We start from the raw sequence: 24,881 nt of genomic DNA, 5'->3' as shown, positions 1-24,881 counted from the left end.
GGAAGCACGCTAAAGCTGGCGGTAAATTAGGGGGCTTCCAGAATGACCGACCAGACGATCCAGGATGATCGCGCGTCGATGCGCACAGTCATCGCGGCCTCGTCCGCCGGGACGGCGTTCGAGTGGTACGACTTCTTCATCTTCGGAAGCCTGGCCCAGGTCATTTCCAAGACCTTCTTCACCGGCCTGCCCGACGCGGCCGGCTATATCGCCGCCCTGGCCCTGTTCGGGGTCGGCTTCGCGTTCCGGCCGCTGGGCGCGCTGGTGTTCGGCAAGATCGGCGACCAGGCCGGCCGCAAGGGTGCGTTCCTGGCCACCGTGCTGCTGATGGGCTGCGCCACCTTCGCCATCGCCCTGCTGCCCACCTACAAGCAGGCCGGCATCATCTCGCCGATCCTGCTGATCATCCTGCGCTGCGTGCAGGGTTTCGCACTGGGCGGCGAATATGGCGGCGCGGCGATCTACGTTGCCGAGCACTCGTCCCCTACCAGGCGCGGCTGGTCGACCTCGTGGGTGCAGACCTCGGCCGCCTTCGGCCTGTTCGGCGCCCTGATGGTGATCATGGCCACGCGCGCCGTCGTCGGCGTGGAGGCGTTCGACGCCTGGGGCTGGCGGATCCCGTTCGCCGTGTCGATCGGCCTGCTGGCCGTGTCGGTGTGGATGCGGATGAAGCTCACCGAGAGCCCGGCCTTCGCCAAGATGAAGGAAGAGGGCGAGGCCTCGAAGGCGCCCTATGCCGAGGCGTTCGGCCAGTGGAAGAACATGAAGCTGGTGATCCTGGCCTTCCTGTCGATGATGTGCGCCCAGGGGGCGGTCTGGTACACCAGCTTCTTCTACGTACAGACCTTCCTCGAGAAGTTCCTCAAGGTCGATCCGGTCACCATCAACGGCCTGATGATGACCGCCACCGCCGTCAGCGCGGTGTTCTACGTCGTCTTCGGCTGGCTGTCGGACAAGGTCGGCCGCAAGCCGGTGATGCTGGGCGGCATGACCCTGGCCCTGCTGTTCTACTTCCCCGGTTTCCACCTGATGGAAAAGGCGGCCAACCCCGCCCTGGCCGAGGCCACGGCGAAGTCGCCCGTCGTCGTGGTCGCCGATCCCAAGGATTGCGCCTTGCAGTTCGATCCGGTCGGCAAGGCCGCGTTCGTCTCGTCCTGCGACATTGTCAAGAGCGCCCTGGCCAATGCCGGCGTCTCCTACGAGAACCGTACGGCTCTGGTGGGGACCCCGGCGGTGATGAAGGTCGGCGCGATCGAAGTGGCCTCGCCCAGCGCCACCGGCCTGTCGAAAGCCGACACCAAGGCCGTCAAGACCGCGACCGAGGCCAAGATCAAGGCCGCGCTCGTCCAGGCCGGCTATCCGGCCAAGGCCGATCCGGCGCGGATGAACTGGCTGGGCATGTTCGGCGTGCTGTTCGTGTTCGTGATCGCCGCCACGGCCCTGTTCGGCCCCCTGGCCGCCAGCCTGGTCGAGTTGTTCCCGACCCGGGTGCGCTACACCGCCCTGTCGTTGCCCTATCACATCGGCACCGGCTGGGTCGGCGGCTTCGTGCCGTTCTTCGCCTTCGCCATCGTGACGGCGGTCGGCAACATCTATGCCGGTCTCTGGTACCCGGTGTTCTTCACCCTGGTCAGCGTGGTGACGACCCTGTTCTTACTGCCCGAGACCAAGGGCCGGTCGCTCGATCAGGCCTAGGCGGCGGGAGCCGAGGCCAGCACCTCGACCGCCACCCCGGCCGAGGCCAGGGCGTGGACCAAGGCCGGCTCCACCGGGCCGGTGATCAGCCGCACGATCTGGCGGCCCTCGGCGGCCAGCTGGATCAGCTGGTCGGGCGTGGCCTCGCCGGGCGCGATGCGGTGAACGTCGCGACGAGCCATGGTCATGATCTGCGGGTCGACATCGTCGTCGGCCACCATGACATCGGCGGCCGACAGGGCCCGGGTGGCGCGCAGGCTCAGAAGGTCCGAAGGCCCCTTGCCGGCGATGAACCGCACCCGGCCCTTGCGCGCCGAGCCCTTGGCCAGGGCTTCGCGGAACAGGCGCCCTGCCGTCTCCATGTCGCCCGCCATCGCGGCCTGAGCCGCCTCGCCGGTGGCGGCGTCGCGCAGGAACGAGCGGCGCTCGTGCATGGCCGGCAGGGTCTTGCGGACCTCTTCCTGGAACCGGCGCAGCATGGCGGCCACACGGCCGGCGCCCTCGGGCACCTGGGCCTCGATGTCGTTGCGCAGCATGGTGGCCAGAACGGGGGCCGAACCGCCGGTGCCGACGGCCGCCACGACCTCGCCCCGATCGATCACCGCCGGGGTGTTGAAGTCGCACAGGGCGGGCTTGTCGACCACATTGACCAGCACGCGCGCGGCGCGGGCGGCGGCGGCGGCGGCCTGGACGAACACTTCGTCGTCGCTGGCGATGAAGGCCAGGACCGCGCCGGCATAGGAGCCGGGCAGGAAGGCGGCGTGGCCGTCCAGCCGCACGACCGTGGCCGGCGAGCCCTCGAACAGCCGGGCCTTGTTGTCGGCGCCGTCGCCCGAACCGGCGATCACCACCTTGCGGCCGGCGAGGGGGAAATAGGCGGGGAAGGAATCCAAGGTCGTGTCCTTAGTGGGCCTGGCAGTCGTCATAGGGTCCGCCCGGAAAGCCGTTGAGCCGGGCGGCGTCGCCCTTGCCCCGGATCTCGAACTTGCCGGTCGCATAGCGCGCCCCCGAGGCCGAGCGCGCCAGGGGCAGGGCCTTGGTCAGGCCGCCGGCCGAGACGATCGCCTTGTTCCCCTTGGCCGGATAGGTCGCCGTGAAACGCTTGCCGGCCTTGCAGGAATATTTGACGGGCGCGGTCGTGGCTTCGGTCGCGACCCGCGTGGCGCAGCCCGACAGGGTCAGCAGGCCCACGGCTGAGACAAGCAAAAGTCGACGCATGGCGCACTCCTGACGAACGACGGCCGAGACGAAGCATACGCGGTTTCGCGCCGGCGCCACGCTCCACTCATCGTCTGTCGCGGGCTTTTGTACGACGGCTTTCAACCGCGCCGCGAAACGCGCGCGACGGCATGGAAATATTGCCGCTTTCGGCCGTTGTGAACGGTGTTAGGTTCGAACACAGGCAGGGTCCCGCCCCCGGTCCCGCCGGATGGAGGCGAAGACGTATGGCTGCGACCCTGGATGTGAACGGCAAGCCGCTAACCGTCAACGCCGCTCCAGAAACGCCCTTGCTCTGGGTCCTGCGGGACGAGCTTGGGCTGACAGGCACCAAGTTCGGCTGCGGGATGGCCCAATGCGGCGCCTGCACCGTCCATGTCGACGGCCAGCCGGTCCGCTCGTGCGTCACGCCGATCGCCGGCCTGTCGGGCGTCAAGATCACCACCATCGAGGGCCTGGGCGGATCGCATCCGCTGCAGCAGGCCTGGGTCAAGCACGACGTGCCGCAATGCGGCTACTGCCAGTCGGGCCAGATCATGTCGGCCGCCGCCCTGCTGGAGCAGAACCGGGCCCCGACCGATGAGGACATCGACAACGCCATGAGCGGCAACATCTGTCGCTGCGGCACCTACCAGCGCATCCGCGCGGCTATCAAGGACGCGGCCACGGGCGCGATCGCTCCGGCCCCCGGCGCGGCCCCGGCCAATATCGACGAGGCTATCGCCGCGGCGTCCGGCTCCACCAGCCGGGGAGCAGCCCGATGAACGCGCCCTTCAAGAAGCTTCTGGAGACTGGCCCCACTCGTCGCGAGGTGGTCGTCGTCGGTTCGGCCGTGGTCGGCGGCGCGCTGCTGGTCGGCTGCTCGCCGGCGGACCTGGTCAGCGCCGGCTCCAAGGTCGAGGTCGGGGCGTTCGGCCCCTTCATCAAGATCGCGCCCGACGGCCTGGTGACGGTGATCTCCAAGCACGTCGAGTTCGGCCAGGGCAACCATGCGGGCCTGGCCGCCATCGTCGCCGAGGAACTGGACGCCGACTGGACCCGGGTCGTGGTCGAGCAGTCGCCGGCCAACGCCAAGCTCTATTCCAACGGCGCCCTGGGCGCGCAGCTGACGGGCGGCTCGTCGGCGATCTCCAATTCCTGGACCCAGCTGCGCACCGCCGGCGCCGCGACGCGGGCGATGTTCGTGCAGGCCGCCGCCGCCAAGTGGAGCGTTCCGGCCGGCGAACTCACGGTCAAGGACAGCGTCGTCACTCACGCCAAGTCGGGCAAGACCGTCGGCTTTGGCGCGCTGGTCGCCGACGCCGCCAAGATCACCCCGCCCGCCAGTCCGCCGCTGAAGGATCCCAAGACCTTCACCCTGATCGGCACCGACCGCGTGCGCCGCAAGGACGCCCAGGCCAAGAGCGACGGCACGGCCCGCTTCACCCAGGACGTCCGCCTGCCCGACATGCTGACGGCGGTGGTCGCCCACGCCCCGCGCTTCGGGGCGAAGGTGAAGAGCTTCGACGCCGCCGAGGCGAAGAAGGTCCCGGGCGTGGTCGACGTCTATGAGATTCCCACGGGGATCGCCGTGGTGGCCCAGACCACCTATGCCGCCCGCATGGGCCGCGAGGCCCTGTCGATCGAGTGGAACGAGGACAAGGTCGAGAAGCGCGGCTCCGCCGCGATCGCCAAGACCTTCCACGACATCGCCGCCGGCGGGCCGACCGACATCAAGTGGGAAGGCTTCGACTCCAAGGGCGACCCGGGCGTGCTCGACACCGCCAAGGGCGCCAAGGTGTTCGAGGCGACCTATGAATTCCCCTATCTGGCCCATGCGACCATGGAACCGATGAACTGCGTGGCCATGGTCGACGGCAACAAGGTCAAGCTGGTCTTCGGCTCGCAGGGCCAGACCCTGGACCAGCTGGCCGCCGCCAAGATCGTCGGCACCTTGCCCGGTTCGGTCGAGATCGAGACCCTGTTCGCCGGCGGCTCGTTCGGCCGCCGCGCCAACTTCCAGTCCGACTACGCCGCCGAGTGCATCCACATCGCCAAGAAGGTCGGCAAGGGCCGGCCGGTGAAGCTGGTCTGGACTCGCGAGGACGACATGCGGGCCGGCTATTTCCGGCCGCTGGTGGTCCACAAGCTGAAGATCACGCTGGACAAGGACGGCTATCCGGCCGCCTGGCGCCACCGCATCGTCAGCCAGTCGATCATGAAGGACTCGCCGATGGGCGGGAAAGGTCCGGACCAGACCGCCATCGAGGGCACGGCCGGCTCGCCCTATCTGAAGGCCACGCCGATCGTCGACGCCCAGGTCGCCTTCCCCGAGGTCGGCGTGCCGGTGCTGTGGTGGCGGTCGGTGGGCGCGACCCACACCGCCTTCGTCATGGAGCACACCATCGACCAGCTGGCCCGCAAGGCCGGTAAGGATCCGGTCGAGTACCGCCGGGCGCTCTACGCCAAGGCCGGCGCCGACCGGCATCTGGCGACCCTGAACCTGGCGCTGGAAAAGGCCGGGCCCAAGGCGACTGAAGGCTGGACGCGCGGCGTGGCGGTGCACGAGAGCTTCGGCTCGGTCGTGGCCCAGGTCGCCGAGGTCAAGCTGGAGGACGGCCAGCCCCGGGTCGGCCGCGTGGTCACCGCCATCGACTGCGGCGTGGCGGTGTCGCCCGACCAGATCGCCGCCCAGATGGAGGGCGGAACCTGCTACGGCCTGTCGGCGGCGCTGTTCGGCGAGATCACCCTGACCGACGGAGCGGTCGATCAGGGCAATTTCGACGGTTACCGCGTGCTGCGCATGAATGAGGCGCCCAAGGTCGAGACCAACATCGTCCCGTCGGGCAATCCGCCCAGCGGCGTCGGCGAGCCCGGCACGCCGGTGATCGCGCCGGCCGTGGCCAACGCCATCCTGGCCGCGACGAGCAAGCCGACCGCGCGCCTGCCTTTCGCGAAGTCGTTAACCTAGATCTCTGCCGTTCGGCGCCGCTCTGGCGCTGGACGGCACGGGAACCTCGTCGCATGCTAGCGGCATGGTGGAATCCAAAGACAGCCTCGGGTTCGAACGCCTCACCCCGCGTGAGCGCGAGATCCTGCGCCTGATCGCCGGCCACCTGCAGTCCAAGGAAATCGCCCGCCTGCTCAGCCTCTCGCCCAAGACGGTCGAGATGCACGTGCTCAGCGCGCGCCGCCGCTTGTCGGGTCTGAGCCGGCGGGACGCCGCCCTGGCCTTCATGGCCTGGGAAACCGACCCCGGTAATGACTACCGTAGGCAATCGGGCGACCTAGCCCTGGCCCCGTCTCGGGTCTCTTCTCACCGTACAGGTGGGAACGACCATGAACGACAATCAGACCCGGAACACGGCGCGGCCTCGGATCGAGACCTCGGGCTTCTTCATCGCCAGCTGGCAGTCGCTGGAAGAGAGCCTGACCTTGCTGGCGGGCACGCCGGAACGCGGCGAGCTGGTGCAGGACACGGTCTCGGCCTTGCGGAAGTCGCAGGCGGCGGGCGACCCGCCGTCGAAGCTGCTGCTGCGGGTGCTGGCGGCCACGGCCTTCCTGGCGGACGACCGTCCGCTTCGCAACGAACTGGAAGGAGCTGGCGCGATGACCTGACTCCTCTCCAATGGCTGGGCCTGATCGTCGGGTTGGCGGTTCTGAGCGGGCTTCTGCTCGGCGCCCTGACCACCGGGGCCCATGATTTCCTCTACGCCCTTCAGCGGTTCCGCGAAGGCTGGAGCCCGCCGCCCGCCCGGGCCGGCTGATCCCAAGAAGCAAACCGACACCTTGAAAACGCGCGGACGCTCTCCGCGCGACGGGAGAGTCTTGCATGAAACGTGCTGAAGCGGCCCGCGCCGGGGCCCAGAAACTGATGCGCGCCGAAGCCGCGATCGACGCCGCGCTGCGCGAAACCGCCGAGCTTGTCGGCCTCCTGCCGAGCCTGCGGATGGAAGCCAACCTGTCGGCCGTGATCGGCCAGGACGCCGTGGACGACCTGGGCGAGACCCTGGCCCACATCCTGTCGGCTCGCCGCACCATCATCCGCGCCCATGCGGGCCTGCAGAGCGTGCGCGAGCAGATCGGCTGTCGCACCGTGGCGGTCGGGGTGATGGACAAGCCCGAGGACGTGCCGCGCACCTCCGGTCTGCACGCCGTCGAAGGCGGCCGCGCCGCATGATGACGGCCTTTTCCAAGGGCTACGCTTCCGGCATGGTTCCGCGCCAAGTCGCGTCGGGATCATGTCGTGTACCACAGTCTTATTTCGTGGATTTCCCTGGGCGTCGCCGCCGCGATCTGCGGCTTCGCCTATTGGAAGGGGGACGGTCCGATCCGGTTCGTGTCGGCGGTCTATCTGATCGGATGGATCGCCACGCCCTTCCTGCAGCTGCACGACCCGCTGCAGCCGGAATGGCGCGTGATGGCGCTGGATACGCTGGTGATGGTGCTGTTCGTGGCGGCGTCGCTGAAGACGCGCCAGCTGTGGACGGTGTTCGCGGCGGCCTGCCAGATGATGTCGGTGGCCTCGCACGTGGTGACGATCATCGACCTGCGCATCTATATCGCCACCCTGATCGCCGGCCTGGGGTTGCTGAGCTACGGCGTGCTGGTCGCGCTGCTGGTGGCGACGCTGTCGGTCATCAAGGCCCGGGAGGCGACGCATGAGCGTGACCTCGAGCTATATCCATGACGTCTCCGCCGAGGAGCTGGCCGAGTTCAAGCGCGGTCTGAACGCCCTCGATCCGGTCAGCCGACGGATCATGGCCATGCTGATCCCGCGCCTGATCGCGCTGGAGGAACTGGGCGACACCGAGGGCGCCATCCGGGTGATCGACGAGATTCGACTGATCCTCTGGGAAGGCCGGCTCACCCGGCACTAGTCGTCGGCGACGAGGTCTTCCGGCCGATCGACGTCGAACAGCACGCCGGGATCGTCCGTCTCGACCGTGATGAATCGGTCGCCGGCCTGGCGGATCAGGGCCTGGGCGCCGGTGTCGCCGTCCAGCGCGCGCAGGGCCGGGATCCAGTCGGCGCCGAACAGCACCGGATGTCCGCGTCGACCGCCATGGACCGGCGCGACGATCCCCTCTGGCCCGGCCAAGGCTGCGACAAGGGCGGGGGCGACCCCGGGTCCGATCAGCGGCATGTCGCCCAGAAACACGAAGACGCCGTCAAGGTCGGCCGGCACGGCGCGAGCGGCCGCGGCCAGCGAAGCGCCCATCCCCCGGGCCGGATCGGCCACTTTCACCACCCGCACATCCGCGTCATCGTCCAGGTTCAAGGCGGTGGCTTCCAGCGCGCCGTCAGCTTGGCCGATCACGATCACCACCGAGGCTGCGGGACTGTCCAAGGCGGCGGTCAGAGCGCCGAGGATCAGCGGTCGGCCCTGGAACGGGGCCAGCAGTTTGCCGCCGCCGAAACGGCGCCCGAGCCCCGCCGCCAGCACGATCGCCTCGAAGCGTCCGCTTTCCCTTTCCGCCATGTCGTCCAACGCCTATCTTGTTTCCAGACATGACGCCCTATGACGACAGTCCCACGCAAGCCATCCAGGCCGCGCCCCGTCTGATCGACGGTTTCGGACGCGCCGTCACCTATCTGCGCGTCTCGGTCACCGACCGCTGCGACCTGCGCTGCGTCTACTGCATGGCCGAGCACATGACCTTCCTGCCCAAGGCGCAGGTGCTGACGCTGGAGGAGCTGGACCGCCTGGCCTCGACCTTCATCGGCCTGGGCGTGCGCAAGCTGCGGCTCAGCGGCGGCGAGCCCCTGGTGCGCAAGGGCTTCATGGACTTGGTCGCCGGCCTGTCGCGCCATCTGCGGTCGGGGGCCCTGGACGAGCTGACCCTGACCACCAACGGCACGCAGCTGGCCCGGTTCGCCGAGGATCTGGCCCGCCACGGCGTGCGGCGGATCAACGTCTCGCTCGACACCCTGAAACCCGACCTCTTCAAGCGCCTGACCCGGGGCGGCGACGTCGCCCAGGTGATCGGCGGGATCGACGCGGCCCTGGCGGCCGGCATCGACGTCAAGATCAACGCCGTGGCGCTCAAGCACGACAACGCCGCCGAGTTGCCCGACCTGATCGCCTGGGCCCACCAGCGCGGCTGCGACGTGACCCTGATCGAGACCATGCCCCTGGGCGAGATCGACGAAGACCGCACCGACCAGTATCTGAGCCTGAAGGACGTCCGCCGCGATCTCTCGTCGTTCTGGACGCTGGAGGACGAGCCCGGTTACGCCACCGGCGGTCCGGCGCGCTATGCCCGGATCGCCGAGACCGGCGGCCGCCTGGGCTTCATCACCCCGCTCAGCCACAATTTCTGCGAGGCCTGCAATCGGGTCCGGCTGACCTGCACCGGCACCCTGCACACCTGCCTGGGCCGCGACGACGCCTCGGACCTGCGGGCCGTGCTCCGCGCCGGGGCCAGCGACGCCGAGCTGGAGCAGGCGATCTTCGCCGCCATCGGCTCCAAGCCCCAGGGCCACGACTTCCAGATCGCCGGCGCGCGGCCCGCCGTCGCCCGCCACATGTCGCAGACGGGCGGCTGAGATGGCGCGGGTGCTGCTGTTCGGACGCCTGGCCGACCAGGCCGGCTGGCGCGACCGGATCGTCGCCCCGGCCGCGACCCTGGCCGAGCTGCGCGCACTGCTGTCCAGCGATGATCCCGACCTCGGCGAAGCCCTGAGCGGCCCCGGCGTTCAGGTCGCGGTCGACAAGGCCCTGGTGCGCGGCGAGGCCTCGCTGTCGGCGGCGACCGAGGTGGCCTTCCTGCCGCCGATGAGCGGCGGATGATCACCCTCACGCACGAGCCGTTCGAGCCCGGCGCGCTGCTCACCGATTTCTGCGCCGGCCGCGACGAGACCGGCGCGGTGGCCAGCTTCGTGGGCTTGGCGCGCGCCGAGCGGGGCCAGGCGGCGGCGCTGGAGCTGGAGGCTTATCCCGGCTTCACCGACGCGGCGATTTCCGAATTCGCCGAGACGGCCAAGACCCGGTTCGCCTTGCACGACTACCGCATCGTCCATCGCACGGGCCGGATCGCGCCGGGCGAGGCCATCGTCTTCGTCGCCACGGCCGCCGGCCATCGCCGCGAGGCCTTTGAGGCCTGCGATTTCCTGATGGACTGGCTCAAGAGCCGCGCGCCCTTCTGGAAGAAGGAGCACGGCCCGGACGGCGCGCGCTGGATCGAGCCGACGGACCGCGATAGGACCGACGCGCAACGCTGGGATCAGGAGTAGGACATGTCGGCGGCGAGCCTCATTCCCGGCGGCGGGATCAAGCCGGACCTCCCGTTCACGCCGGTGCGCGTGGCCATCCTGACGATCTCCGACACCCGGGACGAGGACAGCGACACTTCCGGCCAGGTCTTGATCGATCGCGTCAAGGCGGCTGGCCACGTGTTCGCCGGGCGCGCCGTGGTTCGCGACGACATTCCCCGGATCCGCGACCAGGTTCGCGCGTGGATCGCCAGCGGCCAGGTCGACGCCATCGTCACTACGGGCGGCACCGGCCTGACCGGTCGCGACGTGACGGTCGAGGCGCTGGAGCCACTGTTCGACAAGAAGATCGACGGCTTCTCGGTGATCTTCCACCTGGTGTCCTACGCCTCGGTGGGGCTTTCGACCCTGCAGTCGCGGGCGACGGCCGGCCTGATCGATGGCGTCTTCGTGTTCTGCCTGCCGGGCAGCAACGGCGCGGTGCGCGACGGCTGGGACAAGGTCATCGCCGCCCAGCTCGACAGCCGCCACAAGCCCTGCAACATGGTCGAGCTCATGCCGAGGTTGCTGGAACAGTGAGCAGCAAGCTGACCCACATCGACGACCAGGGCCGGGCCCGGATGGTCGATGTCTCCGACAAGGCTGCAACAACCCGCGAGGCGGTGGCGACGGGCTTCGTGCGGATGAGCGCCGAGACCCTGGCCCTGGCGGTGTCGGGGACCGGCCGCAAGGGCGACGTCCGCGCCGTGGCCGAGATCGCCGGCGTCATGGCGGCCAAGCAGACCTCCAGCCTGATCCCTCTCTGCCATCCGCTGGCCCTGAGCAAGGTGGTGGTCGAGGTCGAGCCGGGCGAGGGCGGACTGTCGGTGACCGCCCGGGTCAAGACCACCGGCCCGACCGGGGTCGAGATGGAGGCCCTGACCGCCGTCTCCGTGGCCTGCCTGACGATCTACGACATGCTCAAGGCCGCCGAAAAGGGCATGGTCATCGAAGCCGTGCGCCTGGTCGAGAAGACAGGCGGGAAGTCCGGGGACTGGCGGGCGGACTAGCGCGGTTCACGCAACAATGCTTGTCATCCCGGCTCTCCGCTTCGCTGCGGCCGGGATGACAAGCATTGTTGCCTCTAAGCCTCCACCACCGCGCGCCGCTCCAGCGCCGGCTGCCCATGGCGGGTGGCGATGATCTCGCCGATCACCGCGATGGCGACTTCGAACGGGGCCTTGCCGCCCAGGTCCAGGCCGATCGGCGCTCGCAGCTTCAGGAGATCGTGCTCGGTCAGGCCGGCCGCTCTCAGTCTGTCGAGGCGCTCCGAAAGCCGCCGTCGCGCGCCCAGCAGGCCGACATAGGCCGCGTCCGACGGCAGGGCCGCCAACAGGGCGGCGTGGTCGACTTCGATGTCGTGGCCGCAGATCGCCACGGCGGTCCAGGCGTCCAGGTCCAGATCGGCCAAGGCGTCCTCCACCGGGTCGCGACTATAGCTGACGCCCGTCAGCAGCGGCGGGGCGGCGGGGCCCTTTGGCCGGATCAGGAAGGTCTCGAACCCGGCCTGCGCGCCCAGGCTGGCCACGGCCAGGGCAGTGGGATCGCCCCCGACCACGGCCAGGCGTGGGGCGGGGTCATAGGCCCGCTCGAAGGCCCCCGGCCAGGCGGCCATCGGCTCTTCCATGCACCGGCGCGTGGCGCCGTCGCTGGCCCAGAAGGCCGGCATGCGGCAATCGGCCAGGCGCAGCAGGGTCGCGACCGCCGCGTCTTCGGGAAGGATCCGCTCGACCAGGATCTCGATCCGCGCGCCGCACAACAGCCGGATGTCGGGCCAGGGACTGCCGTCGCCATAGACCAGTCGGCGCGGCTGGCCGTCCTTGAGGCAGGCCAGGGCATGGACCTCGACGTCAGACTCGATGCAGCCGCCAGATAAAAAACCGGAGACAATATTTTTTCCGAACACCATCTGGGCGCCGACCGGACGCGGGCCGCCGCCGCCCAGGGCGACGATGGTCGCAAGCGCCGCTGGACCTTGATCCAGCGCGGCTTTCAGGGCGGGGCGAGCGTCGTCGGCCATGCCGTAGAGGGGCCAATCGACGGCCGTCGGAAAACTGTTCATCACCCTCGACTTTAACCCCTCGGCAAGGTTCCAGAAACGGGTTCTTCAAACCTTGGCGCGTACGGTCACCACTCAGTCGGTGTTCAATCCGCACGGATGACCATGCCTATTTCGGTTTCAAAGCTTGGCCTTGCGGCCGCCCAGTTCGGCCTCGACGGCATGACCTCGGCGCCTCGCGGCCGTTCGCCTGAAGCCGAAGCCCGTGACATTCTCAACATCGCCGCCCGCGCCCAGCTTTCGGTCCTCGACGCCTCGGGCGTCTACGGCCGCGCCGAAGCCATCCTGGGCGACCTGCTTCCCCGTCCCGTCTCCATGCGCGTGACCCTGTCGTCGGCGCGCGCCGACCGCGGTCCCGACTTCGTCGAGGCCGAGGCCCGCGCCAGCTTGCGCCGCCTGGGGCTGGAACGCGCCGACGCCATCATCGTTCACACGCCGTCCGAGCTGTTCGGTCCGCACGGCGCGGCGCTGTGGGATCGCCTGACCCGTCTGCGCGACGAGGGTCTGTTCGCCAAGATCGGCGTTGCGGCTCACGCCAGCGACGATCCGGTGGGCGTGGCCCGCCGCTTCAAGCCCGACATCCTGCAGGCTCCGGCCAGCTTGCTCGACCAGCGCCTGCTGGCCGACGGCTCCCTGGCCCGTATCGCCGGCATGGGCGTCGAGGTGCAGCTGCGCTCGATCTTCCTCAACGGTCTGCTGTTCCTGCCGCCCGATCGCGTGCCGGCCCAGCTGAAGGGCGCCTCGGGCCGTTTGTCGCGCGTGCGCCGGATGATCGCCGAGGGCCGCTCCGATCCGCTTCAGGCCGCCCTGGGCTTCGCCCTGTCGCGCCCGGAAGCCAGCGCCGTCCTGGTGGGCGTGACCTCCGCCGCCGAACTGTCGGCCGTGGTCGCCGCCGCCTCCAGCCCGCCGCCGGACCTGGACTGGGACGAGATGGCCATCGACGATCCGGTCGCGCTCGACCCGCGTCGTTGGGTCGCTTAGCCCCACCCCCGAATCGCATCCGACAGTGACCTCGCCGGTCGCGTCCGCGCGCCTTGACCAAAGGCGCGGCGAATGATGGCTAACGCCTCATAAATATCTGATTCACATGACTTTTATGTTTGTCGAATAGTCTGGATTTCAATCGCAACGTCAGGGGGCTGACCGATGATCCTCGCTGTACTGCAAGCCCGCATGGGCGCCGGTCGTCTTCCCGGCAAGGCCATGGCCACCCTCCAGGGCCAGCCGATGATCATCCGCCAGCTGGAGCGCCTGCGCGGCGCCCGCACCCTGAGCAAGATCATCGTCGCCACCAGCACCGACGCTTCCGACGACGCCCTGGCCGGCTTCGTGGTCTCGCGCGGCTACGCCGTTCATCGCGGCGCGGGCGCGGACATCCTCGACCGCATCGCCCGCTGCGCCGAGGCCAATAGCGCCGTCAGCCATATCGTCCGCATCAAGGGCGACGCGCCGTTCGTCGACGCCGGCATCGTCGACGACGCCGTTCGCCTGGCCCTGAAGAGCGGCGCCGACTACACCTCCAACCGGGCTATCCGCACCTTCCCGGCCGGGCTCGAGGTCGAGGTGATCGCCGCCAACGCCCTGCGCGTTTCGGCCGCCGAGGAACGCGATCCGACGGCCCGCGTCTCGCCGACCGCCGCCATCCGCAACGCCCCCGAGCGCTTCAGCCACACGCACCTGAAGGCCCGCCGCGACTGGTCGCACCTGGACTGGCGGGTCAAGACCGCCGCCGACCTGGCCTTCGCCCGCTCGATCTACGACGCCCTGCATCCGGTCGATCCGGACTTCTGCATGAACGACGTGCTCGATCTGGTCGAAAGCCACCAGGACCTGGCGCGGTTCGCGGCTTAAGGGCCTAACCCCTTCGGTCATCGCCCGGTTTATCCGGGCGACCCAAGCTGACCTTGCCGATGTGGCTTGGGTCCCCCGAACAAGTCGGGGGATGACGTGCTAGGGTGTGGCCTACTTCCAAGCCCCATACGGATCCACTGACGTCTTCCCCAGCGCCTCGGCCACGGCCGGATGGGTCAGTTCGCCGTTCAGCACATTGAGACCGCGCGCCAGGTGGACGTTGGTCTTCAGCGCATCCAGGCCGTGGTCGGCCAGGGCTAGGCCGAACGGCAGGGTGGCGTTGCCCAGGGCTTCCGACGAGGTGCGCGGCGCCGCGCCGGGCATGTTGGCCACGCAGTAGTGGACGACGCCGTCGACGGTGTAGGTCGGCTCGGCGTGGGTGGTCGGCTTGCTGGTCTCGAAACAGCCGCCCTGGTCGATCGAGACGTCGACCAGCACCGAACCCGGCTTCATTTGCTTGAGATGCTCGCGACGCACCAGCTTGGGCGCGGCGGCGCCGGCGGTCAGCACCGCGCCGATGATGACGTCGGCCTTGAGGATCTCCTCCTCGACGGCCGCGAAGGTCGAATAGCGGGTCAGGATGCGGCCCTGATAGAGGTCGTCCAGTTCGCGCATGCGCGGGATCGAGCGCTCCAGCACCACCACCTCGGCGCCAAGACCGGCGGCCATGCGGGCGGCGTTGGAGCCGACCACGCCGCCGCCCAGCACGACCACGCGGGCCGGGGGCACGCCGGGCACGCCGCAGAGCAAGAGGCCCATGCCGCCATTGTGCTTGAGCAGGGTCTCGGCGGCGGAGAACACGGCGATCCGGCCGGCCACTTCCGACATCGGGGCCAGCAGCGGCAGGCCGCCCTTGGCGTCGGTGACGGTCTCATAGGCGATGGCCGCCGCGCCGCTCTTCAGCAGGCCTTCCGTCTGGGCCGGATCGGGCGCGAGGTGCAGATAGGTGAAGAGGATGTGGCGGGGTTCCAGCTTCTCCCACTCGATCTTCTGCGGTTCCTTGACCTTGATGATCATGTCCGCGCCGGAGAACACCGCCGCCGCGTCGGGAGCGATGGTCGCCCCGGCCTTGACGTAGGCCTCGTCCGAATAGCCGGCGCCGAGACCGGCCCCCGACTGCACCAGGACGCTGTGGCCGTGCCCGACATATTCGCGGACCGCCGTAGGGGTGAGTCCGACCCGGTGTTCGCCCGGTTTGATCTCGGAAGGGACGCCGACGCGCATGATGATTTCCTCCTGAAGGACTTTGACGCCGGTTTACGCCTCTCGGCCCGCAGGTTCCCTGGCCATTTCATGCGACGAGAACTGTGTTATGCAGGAATCCTGCGTCATGAAGGTTCGTAATGAAGAAACCCGTCGTCGACCTGGACACATTCGACCGGAAGCTCCTGGCCCTGCTCCAGCGACGCGGCCGGGCCAGCTATGTGGAAATGGCTGAGGCGGTGAATCTTTCCGAGTCCGCCTGTCTTCGTCGCGTGCGGGCGCTGGAGGAGGCCGGGGTCATCGGCCGGTACGCCGCCGTGATCGACGAGCGCACGGTGGGCCTGCCGCTTTCCGTCTTCGTCACCGTCACCCTGTCATCCCAGGCCGAGGCGACGCTGAGCGGCTTCGAAAAAGCCATAGCCAACGTCCGCGAGGTGGCCGAGTGCTACCTGATGACCGGCGGCTCGGACTATCTGCTTCGGCTGGTGGTGGCCGATGTCGACGACCTGGAGCGGGTCCACGCCCGGGAGCTGACGCGGATCCCCGGCGTGGTGCGGGTCAGCTCCAGCATCGCCCTGCGCACCGTGGTCAAACGTGGCGAACTGCCGCTGTAGAAACCTACCTAAGGTTAACCTTGTTCCTCTAGGTCTGGACCCCGACATGAACCGCGTCGGGGGACGAGATGGTTTCGAGACGACTTCTGCTGGGCGTCCTGGCCTCCAGCCTGGCCGCGCCCGCCTTGGCCCTGGCCGAGGGCGACGAGCCCACCCTGCTGACAAAGAAGGGCCGCCGCACGCGCAAGGCCCTGAAGACCCAGGCCACCGACAAGGAAGCGCTCCACAAGGCCCTGGCCGAGGTCAAGCCGCTGGAAGCCGACCCGGCCGAAGCCCCTCATGCTCCGCCGCCGCAGGCCGTAAGCCCGGACGAGGCGCTGGGCCGTCTGAAGCAGGGCAACACCATCTTCTCGCGCGGCGGCGCCAGCATCGCCCTGCCGGGCGCGGCGCGCCTGACCGAACTGGCCGGCGGCCAGCATCCCTATGCGATCATCGTCGGGTGCAGCGACAGCCGCACCGCGCCCGAGCTGATCTTCGACTGCAATCTGGGTGAGCTGTTCGTGGTCCGCGTCGCGGGCTCGACGGTCAGCCAGGAAGGCCTGGGCTCGATCGTCTACGCTGTCGAGCACCTGGGCGCGCCACTGGTGGTGGTCCTGGGGCACACCAAGTGCGGCGCCGTCGGCGCGGCGGTCGACGTCGCCACCAAGCACAGCGACCTGCACGGCGCCCTGCTGACCATGGTCCTGCCGATCGTGCCCGCCGTTTTGGAAGCCCAGGACAAACATCCCGCCGACCTGCAGGACGCCGCGATTCGCCAGAACGTCCGTGATGTCGCCGCCCGTCTGAAGGTCGCCGACGGCGTCCTGGCCGAGCGCCTGGGCGAGGGCCGCCTGAAGATCGTCTCGGCCTGCTACGACCTCGCCAGCGGCCAGGTGGCGTTCGACGCCTGACGCGGCGAATCGGCGAACGCCGATACGTTGACCCCCGACCCGGCTTAGGCTCAAGTCCCCCTCGTTAGACCAAGCGAGGGGATACGGGATGTCGACGGACGAGACGCCGCCGGTGGGCGGACGCGGCTCCCTCTCGGCTCGCTGGGCGCAGCTCAAGAGCCACATTCCCGAGCGTCTGAAGTCGCCTTTGGTCGCCGTCGCGGCTGGAGCCCTGGTCATCGGCTTCGGCGGTGGTCTTCTCACCGGCAAGGCGGCCGAGCTCGGTTGGTTTGGCGGCGGCAAGGCCGGCGTGGCCTCGACCCCGGTCAAGGGCGAGGCCTGGTCGCTGTTTGGCAAGCCGCGCTCGGCCAACGCGCCGCGCCGGGGCATCCCCAAGCCCGACGGCTTCGCGGTCTGGCAGACCCGCATCGACAGCTCCGGCCAGGACCCGATGGCCTGCGTGCGGATGAGCAAGGCGCTGGATCCGTCCAAATCCTATGCCGACTTCGTGCTGATCTCGCCCGACATCGGCCGCCAGCCCGCTGTGCGGGTGAAGGGCGACGAGCTGTGCGTCGGCGGCGTCGGCTTCACCGACCACCGGATCACCCTGCTCAAGGGCCTGCCCGCCAAGGGCGGAGACACCCTGACCGCCAACGCCGACGTCGACTTCACGTTCGGCGAAAAGCCCCCGTACGTCGGCTTCGCCGGCGACGGCGTGATCCTGCCGCGCGAGGAGTCCGACGGCGTCGGCATCGAGACCATCAATGTCTCCGCCCTGGCCATCGAGGTCTGGCGCGTGCCGGACCGCAACCTGGTCCGCAAGTCGATCAGCGCCCCCGATCCCTCGGGCGAGGGCGACTATGCCGGCGACTATGGCGACGACAGTGTCGGCGAGGACGGCCGCCGGGTCTGGAAGGGCGTCGTGCAGGTCAACAATTCCACCACCGGCCAGAAGGCGACCACCGTCTTCCCGCTGGGCGCGGTGCTGAAGGACATGAAGGCCGGCGGCTATGTCATCAAGGCGCGCGACGCCTCGGGCGGCCGCGATCCGGACGAGGACGGCGACACCCCGCCCGCCCAGGCCCGCCGCTGGATCATGTTCACCGACATGGCGATGATCGCCTATGACGGCTCTGAATCCCTCGACGTCGTGGTCCGCTCGCTGAAGACGGCCAAGACGATGTCGGGCGTGAAGGTCTCGCTGGTCGCCAAGGATGGCCAGGACCTGGCCCAGGCCACCAGCGACGCCGACGGCCGCGTGCGCTTCCTGCGTCCGCTGCTGGAAGGCGAAGGCGGCGAACACGCCAAGATGATCATGGCCTATGGCCCGCAGAGCGACCTGGCGGTGCTGGATCTCGACCGCTCGCCGGTGGACCTCTCCAAGCAAGGCGTCGGCGGGCGCGAGGGCGTCACCGACGGCCGCGCGACCAAGACCGACATCGACGGCTTCCTCTATGCCGACCGCGGCATCTATCGCCCGGGCGAGACCGTCCACCTGACCGCCATGGCCCGTGACCGCCTGGCCAAGGCCGTCAACGACCGCAAGGGCGAGATCGTGGTCAAGCGTCCCTCGGGGGTCGAGTTCAAGCGCTATCCGTTCAGCAACGCCAACGCCGGCGCCGTGCTGGCCGACATCGCCCTGCCGCGCACCGCGCCGCGGGGGCGCTGGACCGCCGAACTGAAGATTGAAGGCATCGAGGCCGTCGCCGGCAGCCTGACCTTCAGCGTGGAGGACTTCGCGCCGCAGCGCCTGGCGGTCACGGCCACAGGCCAGGAATCCGTCCCGCTGGGCGTGGGTGAGACCCGCAAGGTCGACGTCTCGGCCCGCTTCCTCTACGGCGCGCCGGGGGCTGGCCTGCAGACGCAGGGCGAAGCCCGCCTGCGCGTCGACAACGATCCGTTCCCCGCCTTCAAGGACTATGTCTGGGGCGACGCCCAGACGCCGTTCGACGAGAAGTTCCTGGAGCTGGGCACGACGGTCACCGACGGCGAAGGCCGCGCGGTGTTGTCGGTCGGCACGGATGTGGCCGGCGAGACCGCCCAGCCGCTGGTGGCGTCGGTGACCACTTCGGTGTTCGAGCCGGGCGGCCGTCCGGTGCGCGAGGGGCTGGACCTGAAGGTTCGCGCCAAGCCGCTCTATTTCGGGGTCAAGGTCGACCAGGGCGAAAGCGCCAAGGGCGATCCGCCGATCACCCTGAACGTCATCGCCGTCAACGCCGCCGGCAAGCGGGTGGGCGCCACGGCGACCTACACCCTGATCAGCGAGAACTGGGACTATGACTGGTACCAGGAAGGCGGCCGCTGGCAGTGGCGGCGCACCAGCCGCGACGCGGTGGTGGCCAAGGCCCAGGCCAATATCGGGGCCGGCGATCCGCTGCGCATCACCCGCCGCCTGGGCTGGGGCGACTATCGCCTGGTCGTCGAGGGCGCGGACGGCTCCAAGACCGTCACCCGCTTCGCCGCCGGCTGGGGCTCGCCCGCCAAGGACGCCGAGGCGCCGGACTTCGTGCGCGTCAGCGCCGGGACCAAGGCCTATGTCCAGGGTGACACCGTCGAGATCACGCTGAAGCCGCCCTATGCCGGCCAGGCCCAGGTGGCCGTCGCCACCGATCGCCTGATCGACCTGAAGACGGTCTCCGTGGGTGAGAACGGGACGACCGTGCGCCTGAAGACCTCGGCCGCCTGGGGCGGCGGGGCCTATATCATGGTCAGCGTCATCCAGCCGCGCGATCCGGTGGCCTCGCCCAAGCCGCGCCGAGCTCTGGGTCTCGTTTATGTGCCGCTCGATCCCAAGGGCCGGAAGCTGACCGTGGATCTCGGCACGCCGGTGAAGATCGACAGCAAGGCGCCGGTCGAGATCCCCGTTGCTGTGAAGGGCCTCGGCTTTGGCCAGCGCGCCCACGTCACCGTCGCGGCGGTGGACGAAGGCATCCTGCGCTTGACCCGCCAGGACAGCCCCGACCCCGTGAAGTGGTACTTCGGCAAGCGGGCCCTGGGCGTCGACTATCGCGACGACTATGGCCGCCTGCTCGATCCGAACCTCGGCGCGCCCGCCAACGTCAATTTCGGCGGCGACGAGGTCGGCGGCGAGGGCCTGACGGTGACCCCGATCAAGACCGTGGCCCTGTGGTCCGGCGTGGTCGAGACCGGGCTGGACGGCAAGGCGGTGATCAAGCTGCCGGCCGCCGACTTCAACGGCGAGCTGCGGCTGATGGCCGTGGCCTGGACCGACAACGCCGTCGGCTCGGGCTCCAAGCCCCTGACCGTGCGCCAGCCGGTGGTGGCCGACCTCAACCTGCCGCGCTTCCTGGCCCCCGGCGACAAGGCGATGGCCACGCTGGAGCTGCACAATGTCGAAGGCAAGCCGGGCGCCTACACCGCCGAGGCTTTCTCGACCAATGGCTTGAAGGTGGCCTTCAAGAAGGTGTTCCAGCTGGTCCTGGGCCAGCGCCTGGCCGAAAAGATACCCTTCCTGGCGCCGGACGTGACGGGCATCGGCAAGATCGGCTTCAAGGTCGCCGGGCCGGGCTTCACCACCACCAAGGACTATCCGATCCAGACCCGGCTGGGCTGGGGCGACGTGGTGCGCACCACTACCGAACTGCAGCAACCCGGCGCGGCCTACACGCCGTCCTACGATCTGATGAGCGGTCTGGCGGCCGGGGACGTGACGCTGCAGGTCAGCTATTCGCCGTTCAAGGGCTTCGACCCGGCGGCGATCGCGGTGGCCCTGCAACGCTACCCCTATGGCTGCACCGAGCAGCTGGTCTCGACGGCCTATCCGCTGCTCTACGCCCAGAGCCTGACCAGCGATCCGAAGCTGAAGCGCACCCCGGCCGCCCTGGCCGGCGCGGTGGGCAAGCTACTGGACCGCCAGACTCTCGACGGCGCCTTCGGCCTCTGGCGCGTGGGCGACGGCGAGGCTGACGCCTGGCTCGGCGCCTACGCCACCGACTTCATCCTGGAAGCCAAGGCCCAGGGCGTGGCGGTGCCCGACGGGGCCATCGACAAGGCGATGAACGCCATGCGCCAGATCAGCCGACCCGACAGCTGGGCCTCGGTGTCCTACCGGATGGAATATCCCGAATGGTGGGCCGCCAATCCCGACGCCTCCAAGAAGGCCACCGAACGCATGCGCCGCCGGGCCTCGGCCTATGCGCTGTACGTGATGGCCAAGGGTGGCAAGGGCGATCTTGCCCGCCTGCGCTGGTGGCACGACGTGCAGATGAAGGATGAGGACCAGCCGATCGCCAAGGCCTATGTCGCCGCCGGCCTGGCCCGCATGGGCGACCAAGCCCGGGCCCGCTCGGCCATGCGCCAGGCGATCCGTTCGCTAGGCTATCGCGACGACCAGGACTGGTACCAGAGCCCGCTGCGCGACGTGGCCACCCTGACGGCGCTCGCCGTCGAGGCCGGCCAAGGCGATGTAGCTCGCCAGCTGCAAGGCCGGCTGGAGAACGTGGTCAAGGACCCCGACGCCCTCAATACCCAGGAACAGGCCGCCCTGCTGCACGCCGCCTACGCCCTGCTGAAGGCGGCCGGCCCGATCTCGATCGACGCCAAGGGCGCCATGCCCCTGCCGGCGGCCGGGGGTGCGCCGCGCTGGGCGGTGGGCAAGCTGGCCGACAGCCGCTTCGTCAACACCAGCAAGGGCGCCCTGTGGCGGACGGTCTCCGTGCGCGGCACCCCGGTGTTCGCGCCGGGCGCCGCGTCCAACGGCCTGTCGGTGAGCAAGCGGCTGCTATCGATGAACGGCGGAGCCGTCGATCCCTCGGCCATCCGCCAGGGCGACCGGGTGATCATCCTGGTCTCAGGTCGCTCGATGCAGGCGCGCTCCACGGCCCTGGTGGTCGATGACGCCCTGCCGGCCGGCTTCGAGATCGAGACCACGCTCGGGGCCGACGACGCCCAGAACGGTCCGTACAAGTTCCTCGGCGAACTGACCGCGGCCGACGTCCAGGAAAGCCGCGACGACCGCTTCATCGCGGCGATGGACCTGGCGGGCAACAAGCCCTTCGCCCTGGCCTATGTGGCGCGGGCCGTGACCCCGGGCGAGTTCTTCCTGCCCGGCGCCGTCGCCAAGGATATGTACCGGCCAAGCCTGAACGCCCGCTCGGACGCCGGCCGCGCGGTGATCGCGCCGGGGCAGTGAGGATGCGTATGCGCTTCATCTTCTCCCTATGGGGGAGGAGGGCCGCAAGCCCGGAGCGGGCGAGCAGGCCGGGGCTCTCCGCGGAATGACGCCTGCTGATTCAGGGGGCGCTCCCGCCACGGGCCCCCTTCGGATGCTGCGCATCCTCCTCCCCCAAAGGGGGAAGAGGATCGCGACGCTCACCCGCGTCCTCGTCGGCTTCATCGGCCTACAGGTCGCCCTCTTCGCCCTGAGCGCCGTCTTTCCGCCGGACATGACCCGCGCCCATCACTCCTCGCCGGTGGCGCTGGACCGGCGCGGCGCGTGGCTCCGAGCCCTGCCGGTCGAAGACGGCCGCTGGCGGATCCGCACCGATCTCGACCGCACCGACGACAGCTTCAAGGCCCGGCTGATCGCCGTCGAGGACGCGCGGTTCTACGGCCACCTGGGCGTCGATCCGCTGGCGGTGGTCCGCGCGGCGGGCACGGCGATTGTCCATGGCCGAGCCACCTCGGGCGCCTCGACCCTGACCATGCAGACCGCCCGCCTGCTGGAGCCGCGCCCACGCAACCTGGGCTCCAAGCTGATCGAGATGATCCGCGCCGTGCAGCTGGAATCGCGGCTGACCAAGCGCGAGACCCTGGCGCTGTACCTGACGCTCGCCCCCTACGGCGGCAACCTGGAAGGTGTCCGCGCCGCCAGCCTCGCCTATTTCGGCCACGAGCCGACCAGCCTGACCGACGGCGAACAGGCCCTGCTGATCGCCTTGCCGCAGTCGCCCGAGGCGCGCCGACCCGATCGTCGCCCCGAGGCGGCGCGCTATGCCCGACGGGCGGTGCTGGACAAGATGGTTCGCGCTCATGTGCTGAGCGAGAGCGCCGCGTCAGAGGCTGAAGCCGAACCCCTGCCACGTCGCGCGCCTTTCCCGGCCCTGGCCTGGAACATCGCCGGCGAGTTGGCCAAGGCCGCGCCGGTCAGCCAGGCCAGTGTCATCTCGACGATCGACGCCGATCTGCAGGCCCGGCTGGAGCCTATGGCCGCCGCCGTCGCCGCCTCGCAAGGCACGGACGCCGCCGCCGCGATCCTGGTGGTTGAAATCAAGGGCCGCGCGGTGCGCGCCGCCGTCGGCTCGGCCGGCCGTGACCGGCCCGGCGGCTGGGTGGACATGACCCGCGCCCTGCGCTCACCGGGCTCGGCCCTGAAGCCGTTCATCTACGCCATGGCCATGGACGACGGCCTGGTCGCCGCCGACACCCAGCTGGCCGACAGCGCCACCCGCTTCGCCGACTACCAGCCCGAGAACTTCGACCGGGTGTTCCACGACAAGGTCACGGTGCGCGAGGCCCTGACCCACTCGCTGAACGTCCCGGCCGTGGCCACCCTGGAGCGCCTGGGCCCCGAGGCCTTCGCCGGTCGTATCGAGGCGGCCGGCGCGCACCTGGCGCGACCCAAGTCGGAGCTGAAGGCGGCGGGCCTGGCGCTGGCGCTGGGCGGCGAGGGCATCACCCTGCGCGATCTGGTCATGCTCTATGCCGCCCTGGGCGACGGCGGCCTCGCCAAGCCCCTGGCCTGGACCGAGGCCGACGCCCGACTGCGCGAAAAGTCCGGCGGCACGCGCATGGTTCGGCCCGAGGCGGCGCGGCAGGTGCTGGACATCCTGCGCGAGGCCCCGGCCCCGCGCGGCCGCGCGCCGTCGGCCCTGACCCTGGGCGGACCGGCCATGGCCTTCAAGACCGGCACCTCCTACGGCTTCCGCGACGCGGTGGCGGCCGGGGTGGTCGGCGGCTATGCGATGATCGTCTGGACCGGCCGGGCCGACGGCGGCGCACGGGGCGGGCTGACCGGGCGCGACGCGGCCCTGCCGCTGCTGTTCGACGTCGCCGACGTGGTGGGCGCGCCGACGACGGCCCCGCGTCCGATCGCCCCGAAGGCCGCGCCGCAAGCCCTGCAGACCCTGCGCGCAGCGGCCGAAGGTCCGCGCCTGATCTTCCCGCCCGACGGCGCGGCGGTGCAGGTCGAGGCCCTGGGGCCGAGGTCGCGGGGGCTGGTTCTGGCGGCCGGCGGCGACAACCTGACTTGGTACGTCGCGGGAACCCCGCTGTCGGCCGACCCGGTCAGCGGCCGGGTGGTCTGGCGACCGTCGGCGCCGGGGTTCTACAAGCTGTCGGTGGTGGACGGGCAGGGGCGCAAGGCGACCTCGCGGGTGCGGATCAAGGTGGGGTAGGCGCTGCAACGCTGATCCCAATCCTTGTCATCCCGGAAGCCTCGCAGAGGCTGTCCGGGACCCAGGGCCGCCGCATCGCGGTTGCCCCTGGGTCCCGGCTCTCCGCTGCGCTGCGGCCGGGATGACAGGTTTTAAGTTAAGCGAGGGCGTTGCTCAGCACGGCCCCCCAGCCGCCGCCTCATAGGCCTCGAGGCTCGAGATCCCGACGTTCAGGTCCGTCACCAGGCCATTTCCCAGCGAATAGACCCAGCCGTGCACGGCCAGCGACTGGCCGCGCGCCCAGGCGTCCTGCACGAAGACGTCGGCGGCGACGTTGCGGACCTGGCGGATGACGTTCAGCTCGCACAGGCGGTTGAGCTTGTCCTTCTCGCTGGGCAGGGCGTCCAGCTCATGGCGGTGCTCGGCGTGGACCTCGCGGATCGGGTGCAGCCAGTGGTCGACCAGACCCCGCCGCTTGCCATCGATGGCCGCCGCCACGCCGCCGCAGCCATAGTGTCCCACGACCATGATGTGCTTGACCTTCAGCACGTCGACCGCGAACTGCAGCACCGACAGGTAGTTGGCGTCCTGCGGCGGGGCCAGGTTGGCGACGTTGCGGTGGACGAACAGCTCGCCGGGATCCAGGCCCACGATCTCGTTGGCCGGTACGCGGCTGTCGCTGCAGCCGATCCACAGATATTCCGGGCTTTGCTGGTTTTCGAGCCGCTTGAAGAACTGCGGGTCGACCTCGGTCTTGCCTTTCGACCAGGCGGCGTTGTTGGCCTTCAAGTCCTCGAGCATGCTG

General features: G+C 69.6%; 24 protein-coding genes and 2 pseudogenes. 19 read left to right on the top strand and 7 right to left on the bottom strand.

Translation table 11 applies throughout. The annotated features are described in order from the left end of the window. Positions 1-42 precede the first annotated feature (42 nt). On the top strand, positions 43-1,695 hold the full coding sequence (locus AC1RUS_RS12365) for an MFS transporter (RefSeq protein ID WP_492916482.1): 1,653 nt from the start codon (positions 43-45) through the stop codon (positions 1,693-1,695). On the opposite strand, the gene AC1RUS_RS12360 is transcribed toward AC1RUS_RS12365, so the two are convergent. Both AC1RUS_RS12360 and AC1RUS_RS12355 read right to left on the bottom strand, forming a co-directional pair. Then, positions 1,692-2,588: an NAD(P)-dependent oxidoreductase gene (locus AC1RUS_RS12360; protein WP_492916480.1), complete on the bottom strand. Its 897-nt coding sequence runs from the start codon at positions 2,586-2,588 to the stop codon at positions 1,692-1,694. The two genes, AC1RUS_RS12365 and AC1RUS_RS12360, sit on opposite strands and share 4 nt — an antisense overlap. 10 nt (positions 2,589-2,598) lie before the next feature. Next, positions 2,599-2,913, bottom strand: a complete 315-nt coding sequence (locus tag AC1RUS_RS12355; protein WP_492916478.1) for an MliC family protein — start codon at positions 2,911-2,913, stop codon at positions 2,599-2,601. Positions 2,914-3,140: 227 nt separating this feature from the next. On the opposite strand from AC1RUS_RS12355, the gene AC1RUS_RS12350 reads away from it, so the two are divergent. The 7 genes and pseudogenes from AC1RUS_RS12350 to AC1RUS_RS12320 all read left to right on the top strand — a co-directional run bounded on the left by AC1RUS_RS12350 (position 3,141) and on the right by AC1RUS_RS12320 (position 7,772). After that, positions 3,141-3,677: a (2Fe-2S)-binding protein gene (locus AC1RUS_RS12350; RefSeq protein ID WP_492916476.1), complete on the top strand. Its 537-nt coding sequence runs from the start codon at positions 3,141-3,143 to the stop codon at positions 3,675-3,677. Further along, complete coding sequence (locus tag AC1RUS_RS12345; protein ID WP_492916474.1) at positions 3,674-5,863, top strand: xanthine dehydrogenase family protein molybdopterin-binding subunit; 2,190 nt, start codon at positions 3,674-3,676, stop codon at positions 5,861-5,863. The genes AC1RUS_RS12350 and AC1RUS_RS12345 overlap by 4 nt, the downstream gene beginning before the upstream one ends. A gap of 64 nt (positions 5,864-5,927) precedes the next feature. Beyond that, positions 5,928-6,110 (top strand): annotated as a pseudogene (locus tag AC1RUS_RS12340) (LuxR C-terminal-related transcriptional regulator); the annotation flags it as partial. 121 nt (positions 6,111-6,231) lie between these two features. Continuing rightward, positions 6,232-6,510, top strand: coding sequence for a hypothetical protein (locus tag AC1RUS_RS12335; protein ID WP_492916472.1), 279 nt, complete (start codon positions 6,232-6,234; stop codon positions 6,508-6,510). 214 nt (positions 6,511-6,724) lie between these two features. Beyond that, positions 6,725-7,072, top strand: a complete 348-nt coding sequence (locus tag AC1RUS_RS12330) for a hypothetical protein (protein ID WP_492916470.1) — start codon at positions 6,725-6,727, stop codon at positions 7,070-7,072. A 66-nt stretch (positions 7,073-7,138) separates the two neighbouring features. Next, positions 7,139-7,582 (top strand): hypothetical protein, encoded by a 444-nt coding sequence (locus AC1RUS_RS12325; protein ID WP_492916468.1) that lies wholly within the window; start codon positions 7,139-7,141, stop codon positions 7,580-7,582. After that, a complete protein-coding gene (locus AC1RUS_RS12320) occupies positions 7,554-7,772 on the top strand; it encodes a hypothetical protein (protein WP_492916466.1) in 219 nt (72 codons plus the stop codon). The genes AC1RUS_RS12325 and AC1RUS_RS12320 overlap by 29 nt, the downstream gene beginning before the upstream one ends. On the opposite strand, the gene AC1RUS_RS12315 is transcribed toward AC1RUS_RS12320, so the two are convergent. After that, on the bottom strand, positions 7,769-8,374 hold the full coding sequence (locus tag AC1RUS_RS12315; RefSeq protein WP_492916464.1) for a nucleotidyltransferase family protein: 606 nt from the start codon (positions 8,372-8,374) through the stop codon (positions 7,769-7,771). The genes AC1RUS_RS12320 and AC1RUS_RS12315 overlap by 4 nt on opposite strands. 29 nt (positions 8,375-8,403) lie before the next feature. On the opposite strand from AC1RUS_RS12315, the gene moaA reads away from it, so the two are divergent. The 5 genes from moaA to moaC are packed head-to-tail and all read left to right on the top strand — an operon-like array spanning position 8,404 to position 11,156. Beyond that, positions 8,404-9,441, top strand: coding sequence for a GTP 3',8-cyclase MoaA (gene moaA, locus AC1RUS_RS12310; RefSeq protein ID WP_492916462.1), 1,038 nt, complete (start codon positions 8,404-8,406; stop codon positions 9,439-9,441). A 1-nt stretch (position 9,442) separates the two neighbouring features. Continuing rightward, positions 9,443-9,685 carry a MoaD/ThiS family protein gene (locus AC1RUS_RS12305; RefSeq protein ID WP_492916460.1) on the top strand — a complete coding sequence of 81 codons (243 nt, stop codon included), beginning with the start codon at positions 9,443-9,445 and terminating at the stop codon, positions 9,683-9,685. After that, complete coding sequence (locus AC1RUS_RS12300; protein WP_492916458.1) at positions 9,682-10,128, top strand: molybdenum cofactor biosynthesis protein MoaE; 447 nt, start codon at positions 9,682-9,684, stop codon at positions 10,126-10,128. Before AC1RUS_RS12305 ends, AC1RUS_RS12300 begins: the two co-directional genes overlap by 4 nt. A 3-nt stretch (positions 10,129-10,131) precedes the next feature. Then, on the top strand, positions 10,132-10,686 hold the full coding sequence (gene moaB / locus AC1RUS_RS12295) for a molybdenum cofactor biosynthesis protein B (RefSeq protein ID WP_492916456.1): 555 nt from the start codon (positions 10,132-10,134) through the stop codon (positions 10,684-10,686). Beyond that, complete coding sequence (moaC, locus tag AC1RUS_RS12290; RefSeq protein WP_492916455.1) at positions 10,683-11,156, top strand: cyclic pyranopterin monophosphate synthase MoaC; 474 nt, start codon at positions 10,683-10,685, stop codon at positions 11,154-11,156. The genes moaB and moaC overlap by 4 nt, the downstream gene beginning before the upstream one ends. A gap of 74 nt (positions 11,157-11,230) precedes the next feature. On the opposite strand, the gene AC1RUS_RS12285 is transcribed toward moaC, so the two are convergent. Continuing rightward, complete coding sequence (locus AC1RUS_RS12285; protein WP_492916453.1) at positions 11,231-12,208, bottom strand: XdhC family protein; 978 nt, start codon at positions 12,206-12,208, stop codon at positions 11,231-11,233. A 102-nt stretch (positions 12,209-12,310) separates the two neighbouring features. Between AC1RUS_RS12285 and AC1RUS_RS12280 the strand changes: the two genes are divergently transcribed. Both AC1RUS_RS12280 and AC1RUS_RS12275 read left to right on the top strand, forming a co-directional pair. Then, a complete protein-coding gene (locus AC1RUS_RS12280) occupies positions 12,311-13,186 on the top strand; it encodes a bifunctional regulator KidO (RefSeq protein ID WP_492916451.1) in 876 nt (291 codons plus the stop codon). 165 nt (positions 13,187-13,351) lie between these two features. Further along, positions 13,352-14,056 (top strand): glycosyltransferase family protein, encoded by a 705-nt coding sequence (locus tag AC1RUS_RS12275; RefSeq protein ID WP_492916448.1) that lies wholly within the window; start codon positions 13,352-13,354, stop codon positions 14,054-14,056. A gap of 111 nt (positions 14,057-14,167) precedes the next feature. Here AC1RUS_RS12275 and ald read toward each other — a convergent pair whose 3' ends face one another. Next, positions 14,168-15,280 carry an alanine dehydrogenase gene (gene ald, locus AC1RUS_RS12270; RefSeq protein WP_492916447.1) on the bottom strand — a complete coding sequence of 371 codons (1,113 nt, stop codon included), beginning with the start codon at positions 15,278-15,280 and terminating at the stop codon, positions 14,168-14,170. Positions 15,281-15,399: 119 nt separating this feature from the next. Between ald and AC1RUS_RS12265 the strand changes: the two genes are divergently transcribed. The 4 genes from AC1RUS_RS12265 to pbpC all read left to right on the top strand — a co-directional run bounded on the left by AC1RUS_RS12265 (position 15,400) and on the right by pbpC (position 24,097). Then, positions 15,400-15,873 carry an Lrp/AsnC family transcriptional regulator gene (locus AC1RUS_RS12265; RefSeq protein WP_492916445.1) on the top strand — a complete coding sequence of 158 codons (474 nt, stop codon included), beginning with the start codon at positions 15,400-15,402 and terminating at the stop codon, positions 15,871-15,873. Between the two features lie 68 nt (positions 15,874-15,941). After that, a complete protein-coding gene (locus tag AC1RUS_RS12260) occupies positions 15,942-16,763 on the top strand; it encodes a carbonic anhydrase (RefSeq protein ID WP_492916442.1) in 822 nt (273 codons plus the stop codon). Positions 16,764-16,851: 88 nt separating this feature from the next. After that, a complete protein-coding gene (locus AC1RUS_RS12255; protein ID WP_492916440.1) occupies positions 16,852-21,894 on the top strand; it encodes an alpha-2-macroglobulin family protein in 5,043 nt (1,680 codons plus the stop codon). A gap of 133 nt (positions 21,895-22,027) precedes the next feature. After that, a complete protein-coding gene (pbpC, locus tag AC1RUS_RS12250; protein WP_492916438.1) occupies positions 22,028-24,097 on the top strand; it encodes a penicillin-binding protein 1C in 2,070 nt (689 codons plus the stop codon). A 26-nt stretch (positions 24,098-24,123) separates the two neighbouring features. Here the strand turns inward: pbpC and AC1RUS_RS12245 are convergent. Together AC1RUS_RS12245 and AC1RUS_RS12240 are read right to left on the bottom strand one after the other, a co-directional pair. Then, positions 24,124-24,224: pseudogene (locus tag AC1RUS_RS12245) on the bottom strand (hypothetical protein); the annotation flags it as partial. Positions 24,225-24,250: 26 nt separating this feature from the next. Then, positions 24,251-24,877, bottom strand: coding sequence for a carbonic anhydrase (locus AC1RUS_RS12240; protein WP_492916436.1), 627 nt, complete (start codon positions 24,875-24,877; stop codon positions 24,251-24,253). Positions 24,878-24,881 lie beyond the last annotated feature (4 nt).

Source organism: Caulobacter sp. GW821-FHT10F06 (genome assembly GCF_058809215.1).
This window is presented reverse-complemented; position numbering and strand designations above follow the sequence as displayed.